The 17,688-nt window shown below is 69.0% G+C and carries 11 protein-coding genes; 3 read left to right on the top strand and 8 right to left on the bottom strand.

Annotation, left to right across the window (positions count from 1 at the left end):
• Positions 1 to 23: 23 nt before the first annotated feature.
• The 3 genes from HV742_RS00355 to HV742_RS00345 form a co-directional block, all read right to left on the bottom strand.
• A complete protein-coding gene (locus tag HV742_RS00355) occupies positions 24 to 1,043 on the bottom strand; it encodes a FecR family protein (protein WP_175144273.1) in 1,020 nt (339 codons plus the stop codon).
• A 40-nt stretch (positions 1,044 to 1,083) separates the two neighbouring features.
• On the bottom strand, positions 1,084 to 1,599 hold the full coding sequence (locus HV742_RS00350; RefSeq protein ID WP_254600896.1) for a sigma-70 family RNA polymerase sigma factor: 516 nt from the start codon (positions 1,597 to 1,599) through the stop codon (positions 1,084 to 1,086).
• A 282-nt stretch (positions 1,600 to 1,881) separates the two neighbouring features.
• Positions 1,882 to 2,841, bottom strand: a complete 960-nt coding sequence (locus HV742_RS00345; RefSeq protein ID WP_254600894.1) for a hypothetical protein — start codon at positions 2,839 to 2,841, stop codon at positions 1,882 to 1,884.
• Positions 2,842 to 3,103: 262 nt separating this feature from the next.
• Here HV742_RS00345 and HV742_RS00340 point away from each other — a divergent pair, with 262 nt between their 5' ends.
• On the top strand, positions 3,104 to 4,279 hold the full coding sequence (locus tag HV742_RS00340; RefSeq protein ID WP_175144271.1) for a YjgN family protein: 1,176 nt from the start codon (positions 3,104 to 3,106) through the stop codon (positions 4,277 to 4,279).
• Positions 4,263 to 5,348: a M48 family metallopeptidase gene (locus HV742_RS00335; RefSeq protein WP_175144270.1), complete on the top strand. Its 1,086-nt coding sequence runs from the start codon at positions 4,263 to 4,265 to the stop codon at positions 5,346 to 5,348. Before HV742_RS00340 ends, HV742_RS00335 begins: the two co-directional genes overlap by 17 nt.
• A gap of 24 nt (positions 5,349 to 5,372) precedes the next feature.
• Here the strand turns inward: HV742_RS00335 and HV742_RS00330 are convergent, their stop codons facing one another.
• From HV742_RS00330 to proA, 5 genes are all read right to left on the bottom strand, one after another.
• Positions 5,373 to 7,817 (bottom strand): TonB-dependent siderophore receptor, encoded by a 2,445-nt coding sequence (locus HV742_RS00330; RefSeq protein WP_175144269.1) that lies wholly within the window; start codon positions 7,815 to 7,817, stop codon positions 5,373 to 5,375.
• Positions 7,818 to 7,904: 87 nt separating this feature from the next.
• Positions 7,905 to 8,855 carry a FecR domain-containing protein gene (locus HV742_RS00325; protein WP_175144268.1) on the bottom strand — a complete coding sequence of 317 codons (951 nt, stop codon included), beginning with the start codon at positions 8,853 to 8,855 and terminating at the stop codon, positions 7,905 to 7,907.
• A gap of 6 nt (positions 8,856 to 8,861) precedes the next feature.
• Positions 8,862 to 9,389, bottom strand: coding sequence for a sigma-70 family RNA polymerase sigma factor (locus HV742_RS00320; RefSeq protein ID WP_006389156.1), 528 nt, complete (start codon positions 9,387 to 9,389; stop codon positions 8,862 to 8,864).
• Between the two features lie 148 nt (positions 9,390 to 9,537).
• Entirely contained in the window at positions 9,538 to 10,266 is a 729-nt protein-coding gene (locus HV742_RS00315) for an META and DUF4377 domain-containing protein (RefSeq protein ID WP_198512915.1), read from the bottom strand.
• Positions 10,267 to 10,667: 401 nt separating this feature from the next.
• Complete coding sequence (gene proA / locus HV742_RS00310) at positions 10,668 to 16,652, bottom strand: anti-phage protein ProA (protein WP_175144267.1); 5,985 nt, start codon at positions 16,650 to 16,652, stop codon at positions 10,668 to 10,670.
• Between the two features lie 184 nt (positions 16,653 to 16,836).
• On the opposite strand from proA, the gene HV742_RS00305 reads away from it, so the two are divergent.
• Positions 16,837 to 17,622 (top strand): substrate-binding domain-containing protein, encoded by a 786-nt coding sequence (locus tag HV742_RS00305; protein WP_175144266.1) that lies wholly within the window; start codon positions 16,837 to 16,839, stop codon positions 17,620 to 17,622.
• Positions 17,623 to 17,688: the final 66 nt, after the last annotated feature.

The following is a 17,688-nucleotide window of genomic DNA, read 5'->3' as shown; positions in this document are numbered from 1 at the left end:
TCGCGGGGCGTTTTTTTTTCGGCCTAGCGGACCGCTTCGCCTCCGGTCCGCCCCACCCACACGAAATAGGACGAGGCGAACCGCAGCGTCAGGCCGGGTACGCTCTCGGCCAGCAATCGCAACGCCCGGTCGGTATCGTCCAATGGCAACACCACCGTCATGCGGATCCCCGCCAAGGCGGTCTCGTCATAGAAAATGCGGCCGGACCGGTGCCGATTCAGCTCCTCCAGCACGTCCGCCAGCGGCTGGTCCCGCACCGCCAACTGATGGAATCTCCAGGCGTCCTCCACCTGGCCGGGATCGACCGCCGCAATCGGCCCGACGCCCTGTGCCGTAACCGCCACGCGCTGCCCGGCGCGCACCACCAGCGCTCGCGTCGGTGTCGGGCCGGCCGCCTCCACCCGCACGCGCGATTCGATCATTGCCAGCTTCGTCACGCCGTCATGCCGATCCACCGCGAAGCGCGTACCCAGCGCGACCAGCCGCGCCTCGCGCGTGCGCACCACGAAGGGACGCATCGCGTCCTTCGCCACCTCGATCAGCGCCTGTCCCTGCACCAATTCCAGCTCCCGGCGCTGGCGGTCGAATCGCAGGTTTACCGCGCTGTCACCGGCCAGGGTGAGGCGCGAGCCGTCCTCCAGCAGCTCGACGCGCCACTCGCCGGTCACGCTGCGCACATCCGCCATCAGATAGGCCGCGGGATACACCCGCAGTGTCATCCCGCCCGCCGCGGCCACGAGCAACGCCGCACCGATCATGAACAGCATCCGGCTCGCGCGGCGCTTGCCCACATGCGCAAACGCCGCTTCGAATCCCGCCCGCGCGGGCGCCCCCGATTGCGCCGCCGAGCCGCGCAGAGCCTGCATCCGGTCCACCACCAGTCGCATACCCCGCGCCGCCGCCTCGTGCACGGGGCTCTGCCGCATCCACGCCTCCAGTTCGCGCTGCACAGCCTCGCGCTCGGCCGCGTCGTCAGAACTCAGACGCGCGACCCACCGGGCGGCCTGTTCGGCGATGGCATCGGGAATCGGCACGCGCCTCATGCGGCGGCTTCCGGTTGGCGACCGGATCGCCCGGCCATCATCAGGCCAGCACCCGGTGACAACGCACCAGCCCCTGCGCCAGATACTTCTGCACCATCCGCACGGAGATTCCGAGACGCTCGGCCACCACCAACTGGCTGTGGTCTTCCAGGTAATGCAGCAGGAACGCCTCGCGCCCTTTCGGCGCCAGCGCAGCCAGCGCGGCTGCCAGCTGCTCCACCGCCTGTATCGCGCTCATCAGCGCCTCGGGTGATGGCGCCCCTTGCGGCAAGGCATCCGCCGCCAGCGTCATGGCGTCGAGATAGGCCTGTTCGACGCGCTGTCGCCGCAGGCGGTCGAGCATCAGCCGGCGCGCGGCCGTGGTCAGCCAGGCCCGCGGCTCGGCGAGCTCGGCGGGGGGAACCCTGGCCGTCAGCAGCCGCAGGAAAGTGTCATGGGCCAGATCCGCCGCCTGCTCCGGACATCCCAACCGGCGGCGCAGCCAGGAAGCGAGCCAACCGTGATGGTCGACATAGAGTGCCTTGACGGCCGAGACCAGGGGATGGGCTGCAGTCACGATCCACTTCATTCCGACGCGACCGACCGGCGGGCGTCTTGAGAAACTCAAATAAAAATGAGTTTCAATGCTATGTGGATGAAAAGCGCTGCGCAAGACAAGAGAAACATCCGTTGCTCATCTGTTGCACCGCGTCGTGCCGCCCGCCTCGTCGCCCTCCGTCCACGCGGCACCGCTGCCCGCTGCTCAGGTCAGGTACGCCGCTACCTCATCCGCTGTCAGATAACGCACGAACGTCATCGACGGTTGCTGCGCATCATGGATCGCGCCGTTGAAGCCCGATCAGTTGCGCTGCATGCCGTCCTCGGTCTCCAGCGCGATCAGCACGCGCTTGCCGTGCCTGGCCAGGTTGTCGCGCAGCGCCGCCTCGCCCCAGGCGAAACGCATGTCGTTGACGAGCGCGCCATTCGCATAGGCATCGGCCTGCAACCACTGGAAATCGGCGCTGTCGCGCTCGGCGTCCGGCTCGCGCGCGGCGATCTCGCGGCGCACGCCCAGGGCCTGGACGCGGTCGCGCATCAGGTTCTGCAACAGCGTGAAGGCGTGGAAATTGTTGTTGATGCCATGCGCCCGCGCCACGAAGCCCGTGCCGGAGGTGGGCAACACCACCACGAGTTCTTCCTCGTAGCTGATGCGCGAGGCCAGCCACAGGTAATGCAGTTGCTCGAACGGCAGGTTGTCGTTGAGCGTGGTCATGGCGTACAGGAGGTCCATCAGTTCGGCGTCGGCGACGAAGGCCTGGTGATTGCGCTGGTCGCGCATCAGCATGGCCATCATCGGCAGCACCAGGGTGTCGATGGCGGCGACCTGCGCATCGAGTTCCCAGCGCCGGTCCTCGGGAATGGCTTCAAGCCGCGCCACCGCCTCTTTCCAGGCCAGGCGGTCGGCCTCCTCGACCTCGTCGTCGTCATCCTCGACCTCCAGCGCGCAATACGGCCGCAGGGTCCGCAACCACGGGCCCAGCAACGCCTGCAACGCGGGGAACAGCAGCACGGGATCGGCGCCGTCCTCCACCAGCGAGCCGCACATCAGCGCCAGCGCCGCTGCCCGGCTGGGGTGCAGGGACGGCAGCAGTTCGGCGCAGAACCGCAGGCTGGCGGCGGTGTGCGCGGACGTCAAGGCATCTTCGTAAAACGCGCGCACCTCAGGCCGCTTGAAAAAGCCGTCTAGTGTTTCCGCGTCGTCGGCGGAGACGACCGGGGTGCGCAGCGCGGTGGCAAGCGTGGCGTGGGCAGCGGGCATGGCAGGGAATCCGTGGAATATCGTTGGGGCAAGGACGGACGCCCCGCCCGCGTGGCTGCGGCGCGCATCGCGGGAGGCAACCGCCCGGAGATCATCGCACCGGCAAGTGTACTGAATGGCGCGTCCAGCCCCGGACAACCTGGCGGACCTATCCTAAACCGCGAGGACCGCGTCCCAATAGCAGACCTATCCGATGGCATCGCCGATGCCTGCATCGCTACGATCCGCGAAACCCTTCGTTAGCCATTCCCGAGATAGTCCGATGTCGCAATTTCCCTCCCCCGCCCCTGCGGGCACCCACGCTGCCAGCGGCACGCCCCCCCTCCCATCGGTGCCCGACGAAGCGTCACAAGCGCTGCCGCTGCAGTTCCGCGGCCGCGCGCGTGATTACTTTGGCGTGTGGGCGGTGAATGTCCTGTTGACGCTATGCACCTTGGGCATCTGGTCGGCCTGGGCCAAGGTCAGGACGATGCGCTGGTTCCGCGGCCACACCTACCTGGCAGGCGCCGGGTTCGACTATCACGCCACGGGCGGGCAGATATTCAAAGGGCGCCTGCTCGCCATTGCAATCATCGCCGCTGTCTCGCTCATCGGCGCGATATGGCCGCTTGCCGAACGGCTGCTATCGATCTTCATCCTGCTGGCCGTACCATGGCTGGTCAATGCCAGCCTGGGTTTCCGCGCGTACATGACCTCCTGGAGCAACGTGCGGTTCGCCTTTCAGGGCAGCTACGGACGCGCGCTGCTCGTCTTCGTATGTCTGCCGCTGCTCTCTATCTTCACGCTCGGGCTGCTGACCCCGCTGGCCACGCAACAACGTGCCAGCTATGTGGCGGGAGGCCACCGTTACGGCTACGCCGCCTTCTTCAGCGCCCCTCGCCTGGCGATCCTGTATGCCGGATTGCTGCGCGGCATGGGCATATTCATAGTCGTCTGCCTGGTCGGAATGTTGGCCTCGCAATGGGTCGGTCAGGCCGCAAATCCCGAGTTCTCGTTTACCGAAATGCTGCGGGGGCTTACCGACCCGTCGCATCGCCATCCTTCGGCCGGACCGCACATGTTCCTCTCCGTTTTCCCCGTTCTGCTCGCGACACTCTACGCCGCGCTGATCGTAGCCGCGTTGTACTACGGCGCCTGCGCCCACAATGAAATTCTCAACCGATGCACGCTACAAGGCAGGCACCGGTTGCACAGCGCCGTGGCGCCCTGGCGCTACACCTGGATCACCCTGTCCGGCATCGCGGCCAGCATATTGACGCTGGGGCTGGCCTACCCCTGGGCGCGCGTGCGCCAGTATCGCTACGTGACGCAGCGCATCACCGTGCTGGCGGCGCCTGGCCTGGATGAATTCGTGTCACGGCAACTGGCCCATGTCCCCGGCGCCTTCGGTGCCGAGTTCAGCCAGCTCGAAGGTTTTGACGGTGTCTCGGCCCTCTGACCACACGGATGAGCCGGCGGGCTCCCCGGCGTCGCCAGGCGACGCCGTATCGGTCATCATCCACGGCCGGCTCTACGCCGCCGGCAGCGCGGCCAGCCATCCGGCGAGCCTGCAATGGCAGGCGGATGGCTCCGTGTCGTTGCTGCACGGCCAGGCGCGCCGCACGCTGCCGGCCGGCGTGCTGCGATGGTCCAGCCGTATCGGCACGACAGCCCGGCGTGCCACGCTGCCCGACGACAGCGTCTTCGAAACCGATGACAACGATCAGGTCGACCGCCTGGAACGCCTGCTCGGCCGCCGCAGCCATCTGCTGCATCGCCTGGAGCGCCTCAATCTGGCCGCGCTTGGACTGGCGGCTTTGGCTACCCTGGCGTTCGTCGTCAGCCTGCGCTGGACCATCCCCTGGCTGGGCGACAGCCTTGCACGCACCGTTCCCCCCGCTACCGAAGCGCGCATCGGCGCCAACGTCCTGCATACACTCGATCGCCTTGTGCTGCGCCCCAGCCAACTCGCCCCCGACACCCGGCGGGCCATCCAGGCCGTATTCGATGAACTCGTGGTGCACGCCGACCTGGGCGCGACGCCACCGCAGTTGTTGTTCCGCCAAGGCGGCCCGTTGGTGGGCGCCAACGCGATGGCGCTGCCGGGCGGCCCCGTCATCGTCACGGACGAACTGGCGCGCCTGGCCGGAACAGCCCAGGCCCTTGCGGGCGTGTTGGCCCATGAACTCGGCCACATCCAGCACCGCCACGGCATACGCCGTCTTGGCCGGCTGGCGGGCCTGTCGACCGTGGCGCTGTTCTTAACCGGTGATGCCTCCAGCCTGCTGCACCAAGCCAGCGTGCTGGGCACGGGGCTGCTGGACCTGTCCTACTCCCGCGATTTCGAGCGGGATGCCGACGCCACCGCCGTCGCGCTCATGCGCAAGACCGGCAAGGACCCTGCGTTGCTGGCAAAGCTGCTGCAAGACCTGGCGGCGCAGTCCAGAGTGGCTGGCACCACCCCGAACTGGCTTTCCAGCCATCCATCGACCGAAGAACGCACGCGCCTGATGCTGGAAGGCCGATAACTCGCGTATTGCAAGACAAGCCGATCAATACCGGTAATTCACCCCCAGCATCGCACTGAACGGCGCCCCGTAGTAATTGCTGTAGACGTTGGTGCTGGCGTAGTACTTCTTGTCCAGCACGTTGTTCAGATTCAGCGTGGCCGACCATTGGCGGTTGAACTGGTAGCGCGCCATCAGATCGACCAGCGCATAGCTGCTCTGCGAGGAATCGAATTGCTGCCCGCCGGGGCCGCGGCTGGTGAAGCCGCTCTGGCTTTCCCAGCGCACGCCGCCGCCCACGGTCAGCGCGCTCCAGGCGCCGGGCAGGCGGTAGGTGGTGTAGAGCTTGGCGATGTGGCGCGGCAGGCCGACCTGGGTCGAGAAGCCCGCCGGCAGGCGGCGGTCCACGTAGGCGTACGACAGCTGCATCTGCCAACCGGGCATGAGTTCACCGCTGAGCTCGGCCTCAACGCCGCGCAACACCGCGCCGTTGGCGGCGACATAGGCGTTGTCGCCGTTGGGGGCCAGCTTGTCGCCGTCCAGTATGGCGTAGTTGTCCTGGCGGGTGCGGAACAGCGCCAGCGCGCCGTTCAGGCGGCCGTCCAGCCAGGCGCTTTTGAGGCCGATCTCGTAGGTATTGCCCTTGATCGGCGCAATGCCGCTGCCCGACACGGTCTGGGCCTGTTGCGGCAGGAAGATGCTGGTGTAGCTGGCATAGGCGGACAGCGTCGGCGTCAGGTCGTAGACCACGCCGGCATACGGCGTGTACACGCCCTGCTCGCGCATGTTGTCCGGATAGGCCGAGCCGTCGTTGTAGGTGTAGGAGGCCTGCTGGTCCCACCAGGTGATGCGCGAGCCCAGGATCACCGACAGCGCGTCGGTCGGCCGCAGGCGCAGTGCGCCATAGACCGCGTTCTGCTTCTCGGTGTAGTAGCGCTTGCCGGTGGCTTGCCACTGCGGTTGCGGCATGTCGCCATCCCAGGCGCGCACGTCCGGGATGACCGGGTCATAGCCGGGCGCGGTCCACAGCGGATAGGTATCGTAGTCGCCCCGGGTGCGCGACAGGCTCACGCCCAGCACCAGGTCGTGGCGGCGGCCCAGCGCGTCGAAGGCGCCGCTGAGGCTGGCGTCCAGCGCGTTCTGGGTCTTGGGGATCGGCCATTTGGCGACCCAGACCGAGGCGCCCTGCCCGGTCTGCGGATCGGCCCAGCCGTTGCTGCTGAACCAGCCATAGGTGCGGTCATTGTCGTCGCCGGTGCGCGACAGCGTCAGCGACCCCTTCCATGATGACGAGAACTCGTGGTCGAGCGTGGCGAAGACGTTGTAGCGCGTGCGTTCCTGGCGGCTCCAGTTGGTGGCGGAATTGAACCGTTGCCGAAAATCGGTCTTGGAACCATCGGCGTAGTACGCGGGAAAGCCGAAGTACGAGCACGCCGTGCACTTCTTGCGCTGGTATTCCGCGCCCAGGGTCAGCAGGGTGCGCTCGGTCAGGTCCGCCTCGACCACCCCATACAGCAGTTGCGAATCCTGCTTGACGCGGTCGATGAACGAGCCGCCCTCCTGCCAGGCGCCCACCAGCCGCCCGCGCAGCTTGCCCGACGCATCCAGCGGGCTGCCCAGGTCGAACTCGGTGCGCTTGTAGTCCCATGACCCGATGCTGGCGCCGACGCCGGCCTCGAACTCGCGGGTCGGCCGCTTGCGCACCAGGTTGATGGAGGCGGCCGGGTTGCCCGCCCCGCTCAGCAGCCCGGTGGAACCGCGCACCACTTCGATGCGGTCATACAGCGCCGTGTCCAGCCCCAGGGCATTGAAGTCCTTGTGGGTCGGCACGCCGTCGACCTGCATGTTGGTGATTTCCATGCCGCGCGCATACAGGCCCTTCTCGTTGTCGTCGGCCGAGCCCTTCTTCTTGAAGGTCAGGCCCGGGGTGTTGACGATGGCGTCTTCCAGCGTGTTCAGGCCCTGGTCGGTGAGCCGCTGGCGCGTCATCACCGAGACCGACTGCGGCGTCTCGCGCAGCGTCATCGGCAGCCGGGTGGCGGTGTTCGATACGCCGACCGTATACGAATCGGTGCCTTCGCTCGGGACGGGTTCGCGCGCGCCCAGCACTTCGACCGGCGCCAGGGTCTGCGCATTGGCGGCGCGCAGGCCATAGCGGTTGCCGCCCTGGTTGACGGCCTCCAGCCCGGTGCCCGACAGCATCGCCGCCAGGCCCGCGGCCACGCCATAGTCGCCCTGCAGGCCGGCGCTCTGGCGGCCCTGGGTGAGCGTGGCGTCGAACGACAGCACCACCCCGGCCTGGGCGGCGAACCGGCTCAGGGCCAGGCCCAGCGGGCCGGGCGGCACCTCGTAGTGGCGCGACGCCTGCGCGCTGGAAACGGCCTGCGCCTGCGCGGACGGCGTGGCGCCCAGGGCGGTCAAGGCGATGACAAGGGCGCGCGCCAGGGGCGCGAGTTTGGTGGAGTGACGAAGCAAGGGTACAGAAGGCATGGACTCAGGTTTCCGTGTGGCAGATCCGACGTAATCCCTGCTAAGTCGGACGAGCGCGGAAAAAGGACAATGCCGAGCGAAAAAAAATCAGTGGCGGGCGACGATGCGGACGTAATAACGGGTAAAGCGCACGATGTTCACAGGCAGCGCGCGCGTCACGGCGGCCAGCGCCTGGTCGGTGTCGTCGACGGGAAAGGCCCCCGACAGGCGCAGCGCCGCCACGGCATCGTCGCATCGCAGCAGCCCGGGCCGATAACGGTCGAGCCGGGCGATGAAGTCGTCCAAGCGCCAGTTGTCGACCACCAGCAGGCCTCGCGTCCAGGCGTCGGGCTCGCCGGTGATGGCCCCGGCCGCCTGCGCCCCCGCGGGCGCCAGCGTGCCCTGCTCGCCCGCCTTCAGGATCTCGGGCGCGCCACCCGTCGCGGGTTCCAGCGCCACCGCATGGCGCAGCACCGCGACCCGCGTCAGATCGTCCTGCCGCGTGACGATGAAACGCGTGCCCAAGGGCCGCACCGCGCCGTGCGCGGTGAGCACGCGCAAGGGCGGCAGGCCGGGACGGACGTTGTCGGTATCGACCAGGATCTCGCCGGCATGCACGAAGATGCGCCGCTGGCCGGCGTCGACGGTCACGTCGACCGCGCTGGCGCTGTCCAGCCAGAGCAAGGTGCCGTCCGCCAGCCGCAGTTCGCGGCGCTCGCCCGCCCCGGTGCGGTAGTCGGCCAGCATCCGCTCCGTCGGCAGGGTGCGCCAGGCCGCCAGGCCGCCGACGCCCAGCAGCGCCACCGCGCCCAGTCCGTTGCGCAATGCGGCGCGGCGGCGCGAGAAATGCTGGTCGGCACGATTGAGCGTGTCGGCAGCCAGGCGCGCCGGCGCGGCTCCCAGCGTGCCGCGCAACCGTTCCACCTGCCTCCAGATGCGCGCATGTTCGGGATCGGCCGCCAGCCAGCGCCCATGCGCCGCCACGTCGGCCGCGCTGACGTCGTCCGCGCAGAGCCGCGCGTACCATTGCGCCGCCGCGGCGATGGTCTTGTCCGCCATGGCCGCCTACTGCCGGGCTAGCGCGTACACCAGGCAATGCTCGGTGGCGCGCGCCATGTACTTCTTGATGGAGCTGACCGTCACGCCCAGGCGGGCGGCGATCTCGGCGTAGCTGGCCCCTTCCAGCTGGGACATCAGGAAAGCGCGCCGCACCTTGTCGCCCAGGCCGTGCAGCATGGCGTCGATCTCGCGGATGGTCTCGAGCAGGATGGCCCGCGTCTCGGGCGATATGGCGCTGGCCTCGGGCTGCTGCGCCAGGGTTTCGAGCCAGGCGCGTTCCAGCACCTGGCGGCGGATGTGGTCGACCAGCGTGCGCTGCGCCACCGTGGCCAGGAAGCTGCGCGGCTGCCGCACGCCCTGCAATTGCGCCATCGACGCCGGCGAGGCCAGCAGCCGCAGGAAGGTGTCCTGGGCCAGGTCGGCGGCCTCGGCCGGCACGTTCAGGCGCCGCAGCAGCCAGCCGCGCAGCCAGCCGTGATGGTCGCGATAGAGCCTGCCCAGCTCGCGGTGCTCCAGGGATTCCGTGGACGACATGGCCGTCGCGTCAGCGCCTTGTGAATTTCGGGAATGGGAATTGTAATCATTATTGATGAAGGCGTTCAATCCGCCGCCTTCCCTTTCCGCGACCGGGGCGCGCGGGGAGCCGCTTGAGGCGCCGCGCCCGGATGGGCGCGGCCGGCGTTTACTTCTTCTTGCCCGAGGCGTCCTGCTCGACCACCATGTCCAGCACGTACACCTTCGAGGGCGCGTCGGCCGGCGGGTTCTTCCAGTCGTAGCGCTTGACGCGCAGCACGGTGCGCACGCCATCGCGGTGGTCGTAGCCTTCGATCGACTGGTACAGCGGGTGCCAGTCTTCCTGCGGCGGCAGTTGCACGCCGGCCTCGTTGTAGCGGCGCTCGCGCACCATCAGGCACTGGTAGCGCGGAATCATGGGATGGCTGCAATCGGCGCGCTTGGGCGCCACTTCCAGGAACATGATTTCGCCGGCGCTGCCGTACAGGGTTTCCGGCGTCGGCTCGCCGACGAACTTCAGCACGCTGCCGTCCTGCGCCACCAGTTCCAGGGTCGGTTCGGTGGACTCGCCACCGAGCGTGGCGCGCAGGTCGCCCTTCAGGCGCTGGCCGATCTCGGCATCCAGTTGCATCAGGGCCGGCTCGCAGGCCTTCATGGTCGAGGCCAGATTGGCCACGCGCAGCACGCCGTCCTTGTAGGTGTAGCCGCCGAACTGCGTGTTGCAGCCGCCGCGCACGTTCAGCGCGTCGGCCGTGAACGACAGGCGCAGGGGCTGCTCAACGCCCTTCTGCAGCGCGGGGATGGACTTGCCCGAGGCCTCGGTGGCCGACACCAGGCGCCAATAGTAGGCCGGCAGGCTCAATGCGTTGGCGGCGGGCGTCGAGGAAGAGGTGGACATGGTGGAAGATCCTTCGCCAGTGTGGGAAACCGGTGCGCAAGCCTGCAGCAAGGCGGCGCAGACCGACGCCAGGAGAATTGTCTTTTTCATGGTTTGTTCCTATCAGCCGTGTGGCACTGATGAAAACCGCGATTCTACGTCCGCGCCATGGACGAAATAGGCGAGTCCTGCCCTCGGACGTATCAAAATCTTGCCGCCCGACTGAACACAAGCTGACACCAAAGGCTGCGTCCGCCCCGCGCCGCTCCTGCGGCGGCGCCACGAATGGCGGGGCGCGGCGCGGGCCGCTCGCGTCCCGCCGTGTGATTACAGACTGACACTTACGCGTCGCGCCAACCGCAACATTGCACACAGTGATGCAGCGTTTTGCGGCGTTCTTGCCCGAGGCGCGCCGCGGTGCCTCAATCCACCCGCAGCATGCCCGCGTCCTCGCGCACCCGGCCTTGCGCCAGCAGCGCCGCCAGCGCCTGGCCCAACCGCGCGTCGGCGTCCGCCGGGGTGCGCGACTGGCCCAGCAGGCGGCAGACCGACTTGATCACATCCGCGCGCGGGGCGTTGCCGGTCATGGCCAGCACCCGCAGCACGCCGTTGGCCAGCTCCTCCAGGCAGACGTCGTCGACGCGGCGGCGCGAGGCCTCATCGTCGCCGGCGGCGCGAAAGCCCGCCCAGTCCACCGCCCGCGTGCCCGCGGGCCAGAGGAACGTGACCTCGCCTTCTTGCGTGCGGCCGATGTCTGCCGGCGTCAGTTGCCGCAGGCGCTCGACGATGCGCGTGCCGGTGCGCTCCAGGCCCCAGGCCCGCGCCACCCGGCGATGCAGCACGCTTTCCGGCAAGGGGCCTTCGGTCTCGATCACCTGGCGCAATTCGGCGCTCAGCCGCGCGTTGCTGGCCTGGACGTAGAACGCCTGCGCATCGCCGGCTGGCAGCGCGGCCACCGCGTAGGTCTCGATGCCGCCCGCCGGCGCGCCTGCCGGACCGGCCTGGCGCGGCTGCGCCTCGCCCTCGGTGGTGATGCTGAATGCCACGTCGTCGTCCGCGGCGTCCGGCGCCTCGGGCGCGACTTCCGGCTCCGGCACGGCCTCCTCCTCCTCGCGCGCCAGTTCCGCCTCCAGGCGCGCCAGCAGCTTTTCCACTTCGCGTTCGGGATTGATCCACCAGTCGGTCGACCAGATCCGGTGCAGGCGCCACCCCAGGCCTTCCAGCACCACTTGCCGCAGCCGGTCGCGGTCGCGCGCGGTGGCGCCGGCGTGGTAGGCGCGGCCATCGCACTCGATGCCCAGCAGGTAGCGGCCGGGCGCGCGCGGATCCACCACGCCCATGTCGATGCGGTAGCCCGAGCAGCCGACCTGCGGATGCACCACCCAGCCGCGCTCGCGCAGCACCTTGATGACCTGCGTCTCGAAGGGGCTGTCGGGTTCGCGGCCGGTGGGCAGCGACTGTTCCACCAGCGCGCGCGGCCCCTTCAACGCGAACTCCAGGTAATGCTTCAGGTCGCGCACGCCGGCGGCGCGCACGCGCGACAGGTCGATCTGCTGCGGCAGCAGCGTGCTGTAGATCACCACGCCTTCGCGGGCCCGCGAGATCGCCACGTTCAGGCGGCGATGGCCGCCCTCGCCATTGAGCGGGCCGAAGTTCATCGTCATCTTGCCGGCCGCGTCGGGGCCGTAGGTGATCGAGAAATAGATCACGTCGCGTTCGTCGCCCTGCACGTTCTCCAGGTTCTTGATGAACAACGGCTCGCGCGCCTGCGCCGAAATCGCCTTGTCCAGGGCGGCATTGGCGCGCCGGCGCGCGTCCAGCAGGGTTTCGATGAGCGACTGCTGCGGCTGGTTGAACGTCACCACGCCCAGGCTCTGGCGGCGGCGCGCCGGGTCCAGGTAATGCTGCTCGATACCCTGGACGATGGCCTCGGCCTCGGCGCGGTTGCTGCGGCTGCCGCCGCGGTCGTAGACGCCGGCCACGCGCTCCAGCCGCACCGCCACGTCGTCGGTGACCGGCGACGGGAAGGTGATCAGCTGCGAATCGTAGTAGGTCACGTTGCTGAACGTGATCAGGCTTTCGTGGCGACTGCGGTAATGCCACTGCAGCCGCAGGCGGTTCATGTCGGCGCCCAGGCATTCGTCCAGGATGCTCTCCAGGTCTTCCACCTGGCCATCGTCGCCGGCGCCGTCGTCATCGTTGGCGGACTTGCTGAAGAAACTGGTGGGCGGCAGCTGCTTGGTATCGCCCACCACCACCAGTTGCTGGCCGCGCGCGATGGCGCCGATCGAATCCCACACCGGAATCTGCGAGGCTTCGTCGAACACCACCACGTCGAACTGCGAGTGACCGGCATCCAGGTATTGCGCGACAGACAGCGGCGACATCAACAGGCAGGGCTTAAGGCGCGGCAGCAGCGAAGGCAGGCGCTGCATCAGCTGGCGCACCGGCACGTGGCGCGTCTTCTTCTGCAATTCGCGGCGCAACAGGCCCAGCTCACTGTCGGGACTGACCAGGACGGCGTTGTTGGCAGGCACCTTGCCGGCCAGCAATGCCGCGATATAGGCCGAGGTGAGCTGCTGGAAGCGATCGTCGGCCAGGCGGAACTCGCGGATCTTGCGATCGTGGTCGGCGCTGGAGAACGAACGCAGCAACGGCGACCGGTCAATGATCTTCTTGACCCACCAGTTGCGATAACTGAATTCGAAATGCGCCTCGACCCCGGCCAGCGGCACGCGCCCCGCCTCCAGCGTGGCCACCAGCCCCTGCAACTGCATGCCGACCGCCTGTTCGCGCGCCTGGCGCCAGACGCACCACGGCATCAGGCTCTGTCTGTTGAGCCGCCATCCGGCCAGCACGCCCTGGAGGCGTTCGAGCGCGCCGCTGTCCTGCGGCAGGCCCGCCAACGGCGCGGCGGGATGCGCCAGCGCCTCCACCACGGCCAGTTGATCGCGCAGCCCGCGCCACGCGTTGCGGGCGTCGAGCAGGCGCTGGCCGAGCGCGGCGCCCGGCTGCAGCAAGGCGCGGTTCTCGCCCACCAGCGGCTGCAGGCGCGTGCGCAGCGCGGACGCCATGGCCGGGTCGCCGGCCATCAGCGTGACCGCCTCGGCGAAACGTTCGGCCCACTGCTCGTGGCGCCCGACCTGCTCCCAATCCGTGTCCAGCCCGGCATAGTCATTCTGCAACAGGCGCTCGGCATCGGCCTTGAGCGCCGCCAGTTCGCGGTCCTCGGCGTTGACCCGCGCCAGCGGTTCCAGCATCGCGGCAATAGCGGCGTCGTCCGGACGGCGCGCATCGACGCGCAGCGCCGCCAGGCGTTTGCGCACCCCACGCCTGGCGAAGAGCGACTTGGGCCACCAGGCGGCGCAGGCGGCCTGCCATTGCGCCCGCAGCGCCGCCGCGTCCAGGTCCGCCAGGCGCGCCTGCCATTGCGCGCCGACATCGGCCCAATGCGCATTGCGCGCCAGGCCATGGCGGGCCAGGGCCTGCACCCGCAGACGCGCGGCCGGGTCATGCGCCTGCGCGGCCAGGCCGGCGGGCACCTGCGGCGCGGCCAGCAGGACGTCGATCAGCGTGTCCAGGCGCGCGTAGGCGTCCAGGCTCAAGCCCGCGGCCGGCACGCCCAGTTCCTCGCCGGCGGCCTCCACGCAGGTCTTGAACGCGTCCACCGCCTGGTCCAGCGCCTGAGCCGCCGCCAGCAGCGCGTCCTGCCAGCTCGGGCTCCACTCGGTCATGCCGATGTGCGCCAGCGCGTGGCCGTGCAGCGCCCCCAGCTCCCCGGACAACGTCGACATGCGCCGCGCCGCCTCGCGCAGCCGCTCCAGGTCCTTCTCGTCGTGCGCCTGGGCATCGGGCCAGTACATCGGCGACGCCTCCCGGCCAGCGTGCTGGATGCAGGTGCCGATGGCGTCATAGACCGTCAGGCCATTGGCGTGGCGCTGATGCAGCGCTTCGACCAGTCCGTTCAGCTCCTGGCGCAGCACGCCCAGGCGTTCGGCCTCGCGGTTCCACTCCTCGCTGGTGCGCTGGCCGCCCAGTTCCAGCGCCCGGCCAAGCTGCTGCAGCACTTCGGATTTGCGCGCCTTGGACGAATGCAGCTCCAGGCAGAACGGCGCCAGCCCGATGTTGGCCAGGCGCCGGTGCACCACCTCCAGCGCCGCCATTTTTTCCGACACGAACAGCACGGTCTTGCCGCGCGCCAGCAGGTGCGCGATCAGGTTGGTGATGGTCTGGCTCTTGCCGGTGCCGGGCGGGCCTTCCAGCACCAGGTCGCGGCCGGCGTCGACCGCGCAGATCGCCTTCAATTGCGAAGAATCCGACAGCAGCGGCGTCAACAGGTCCTGCGGCCGGTAGCTCTCGTCCAGGCGCTCGAAACGCGGATCCCAGGGCTCCTGTGCGAAGGCCTGGCCGGGATGGTCGATCAGGTGCCGCACCACGCGGTTGGCCTTGAGCTGGCCGCTGCGGTCCTGCAGGTCCTTCCACATCAGGTACTTGGTGAACGAGAAGATCCCCAGATGCACCTGCTCCAGCACTTCCCAACCGGCGATCTCGCGCACCGCCAGTCGGAACGCCTGCAGCACTCGCGCCACATCCACGCCCTTGTCGTCGGTCGGCAGCACGTCCAGGCCGGGGATGCGCAGCTCGTAGTTGTTGCGCAGCATCTGCAACAACGTGGGGTTGATGATGGTCTCGTCATCGTGGCGCACCAGCCGGAAACCGCTGCGCACCGACTGGCGCTGCAGCGACACCGGCATCAGGATCAGCGGCGCCAGGTGGGCGCTCTCGGCGGCGGGATGCTCGGTCCAGCGCAACATGCCCATCGCCAGGTACAGCGTATTGGCGCCGCCCTCCTCCAGGCCGGTGCGCGCGGCGCCGAAGAGGGTCAGCAGGTTGGCATCCAGCGCCTCCTGCGGCACGCGCGCGATCAGCTCCTGGTTGCCCAGGGCCTCCAGCGCCATGTCGTCCAGCGGCGCGCGGCCGCCACGGTCGACATGCACCTGCGCCACGCGCGGATCGCCGCCCTCCATCAAGGCCGCCGGCAACGGACGGATGCGGAACTCGCTGCCATCGGCAATGGCGTCTTCCAGGCGGGCCAGGTCGGGCGCCACCAGCGGCAGCGTCGACTTGGTGTTCTTGAAATTCAGCAGGCGGTTGCGCAGCGTCAGGTCCAGCAGGCGCGACTTCCATTTGGCCAGGCGGCCCTCGGGGCTGTCGTCGGCCGGCTCCAGGCTGATGACGAATTCCGGGTCCAGCGGCGGCAGGTCGGGCGTCGGCTCGATCGCGGCGGGCGCCTCGGCGGCGTCGCCCCCCTCCGGCGCCGTGGCGCCGGCGCGCGACGGCAGCGGCTTGATCTGCAATTCGCGCGCGCGATGCACGTCGATGGCATAGCGGAAAGCGTCGTCTTCACGCAGGTGGGCCGCGCCCTGTTCCAACGCCAGGCGCAGCGACGGCCGGAAATTCGGATGCTGGGCGATGCCCGTGGTTTCGAACGCCAGGAACTCGCCGCTGTCCACGCGCTTGCGCACGGCCTGCACGTCATCGGTCAGCGGGTCGGCGAAGCAGGCCGGATGCAGCCACACCCCCACCCAGGCGTGGCCTTCCTTCATCAGGATCACGGGACGCAGCCCGGCCTGCTCCAGGCAGGACGAGAACAGCATGGCCAGATCCAGGCAGGTGGCCACGCGGGCCTCCAGGATGCGGTCGGGCGTGCGGATCTTCTGGCCGTCGACGCCGAACGACGCGGGCGGCTCGGCGTAATGCAGCGATTCGGCCGCCAGCGTGCTGTAGATCGCCGACACCTGTTTCCAGACCACGTCGCGGCTCTTGGACTGGTAGCCGTTCATGGTCAGGTCGTTGTGCTGCTCGCGCAGCAGCCGGGCGGCCTTGCCGATCAAGCCATCCACGGCCGGGTTGTTGGGCATGGAAAACGCGGCCAGCAGTTCCGGCAGGGCGCGCGTGCCGGCCCACTGGTCGTAGGCCAGCACGGCCACGGCCTGCGCGGCCCGGCCCACTTCGCGCCCGCCGGCCAGCGCCGTCACCTCGATGGCGGCGCGCTGGGCCTCCTGCAGCTCGGCCAGGTAGGCATGGTCGGGCGCCAGGTCCAGCGGCGCGATGCGGCGGATTTCGCCCGGCACCAGCGCGTCGAAGCGCAGCCGCACGGGCTGCGCGAAGGCCGGATTGCAACGGATGTGGACCTCGACGTCCTCGAACGTCTCCTGCGAGCGGTTGGTCAGTCGCAGCGAGCGCAGGACCGGCACCGCGTTCTGGATCGACGCGTAGCCCAGCGTCGGATCGGCCTCGATCTCGATCGCGACCGCGTCCGGCGTGCCCGGGGCCGGGCCGGCCGGCCCGGCATGCGCCGCGCCCTCCTGAATCGCCGCGGGTTCCAGCTCTAGTCGCTTGTCCATCGATCGCTCTCTGCTCGGTTCATCGCCATTGGGCAGGGACTATACCGAATCGAGGGAATATTCGCGGCCGCCACAACGTCCACAACAGGTGGGACCCGCGCCGCGATGGCGCCACGCCCCCCAATGCCAACCCGCCGGTCAGCCACAGTCCGGGCACCGACCGGCCCGCCGGAGAATCCCCGACATGAAATCGCATCGATCGATGTTGCAGCAACGACTGGCCGGCGCCCTGCTGGCGCTGGCCGCCTTGTCCAGCCCCGCCGCCTGGGCCGCGCAGGACCTGAACGTCTATGGTCCGGGTGGCCCCGCCCCGGCCGTGAAGGAAGCGGCCGAGGCATTCGGCAGGCAGCACGGCATCCAGGTGAAAGTCACCGCTGGCCCCACGCCCGCCTGGGCCGAACAGGCCAGGCAGGATGCCGACGTGCTGTTCAGCGGCGCCGAGAACATGATGAGCGGCTTTACCGCCGCCCTGCCCGGCGTGTTCGATCTGCGCGAGGCGCGAACGCTGTATCTGCGGCCATCGGCCATCCTGGTGCGGCCCGGCAATCCCAAGGGCATCCAGGGCTTCAAGGATCTGCTCAAGCCCGGCATCAAGGTCATGGCCGTCTCCGGCGCGGGCCAGACCGGCCTATGGGAAGACGTGGCCGGCCGCCTCGGCGACGTCGAGACCGTGCGTGCGTTCCGCGCCAACCTGGTGCTGCCCGAGGCCGGCAACAGCGCCCAGGCGCGCACCCAGTGGACCGAAGACAAGCGCATCGACGCCTGGCTGATCTGGAACATCTGGCAAGTCTCCAATCCCACGCTGGCCGACGTGGTGCCGGTGGAGGAGCCCTACCGCATCTATCGCGACGCCGGCGCGGTGGTCACGCGCCACGGCAAGGCCAACCCGCAGGCGCAGGCCTTCGTCGACTACCTTGCTTCCGCCGAGGGCCGCGCGATCTTCAAGAAGTGGGGCTGGAAGACCGACTGATGCCGACGGCGGCGTGTCAGCGGCGTTCAGCGATAATCGGGCACCCCCACTACCGCCCGGCCAGCC

It is taken from the genome of Achromobacter ruhlandii (assembly GCF_902859695.1).
In the GTDB taxonomy this organism is placed as follows: domain Bacteria; phylum Pseudomonadota; class Gammaproteobacteria; order Burkholderiales; family Burkholderiaceae_B; genus Achromobacter; species Achromobacter ruhlandii.
This window is presented reverse-complemented; position numbering and strand designations above follow the sequence as displayed.

Excerpts from the sequence above, each read along its gene's own strand:
- HV742_RS00355 (WP_175144273.1), bottom strand. The coding sequence starts at position 1,043 with ATGAGGCGCGTGCCGATTCCCGATGCCATCGCCGAACAGGCCGCCCGG.
- HV742_RS00345 (WP_254600894.1), bottom strand. The coding sequence starts at position 2,841 with ATGCCCGCTGCCCACGCCACGCTTGCCACCGCGCTGCGCACCCCGGTC.
- HV742_RS00340 (WP_175144271.1), top strand. The coding sequence starts at position 3,104 with ATGTCGCAATTTCCCTCCCCCGCCCCTGCGGGCACCCACGCTGCCAGC.
- HV742_RS00330 (WP_175144269.1), bottom strand. The coding sequence starts at position 7,817 with ATGCCTTCTGTACCCTTGCTTCGTCACTCCACCAAACTCGCGCCCCTG.
- HV742_RS00325 (WP_175144268.1), bottom strand. The coding sequence starts at position 8,855 with ATGGCGGACAAGACCATCGCCGCGGCGGCGCAATGGTACGCGCGGCTC.
- HV742_RS00320 (WP_006389156.1), bottom strand. The coding sequence starts at position 9,389 with ATGTCGTCCACGGAATCCCTGGAGCACCGCGAGCTGGGCAGGCTCTAT.
- HV742_RS00315 (WP_198512915.1), bottom strand. The coding sequence starts at position 10,266 with ATGTCCACCTCTTCCTCGACGCCCGCCGCCAACGCATTGAGCCTGCCG.
- proA (WP_175144267.1), bottom strand. The coding sequence starts at position 16,652 with ATGGACAAGCGACTAGAGCTGGAACCCGCGGCGATTCAGGAGGGCGCG.
- HV742_RS00305 (WP_175144266.1), top strand. The coding sequence starts at position 16,837 with ATGAAATCGCATCGATCGATGTTGCAGCAACGACTGGCCGGCGCCCTG.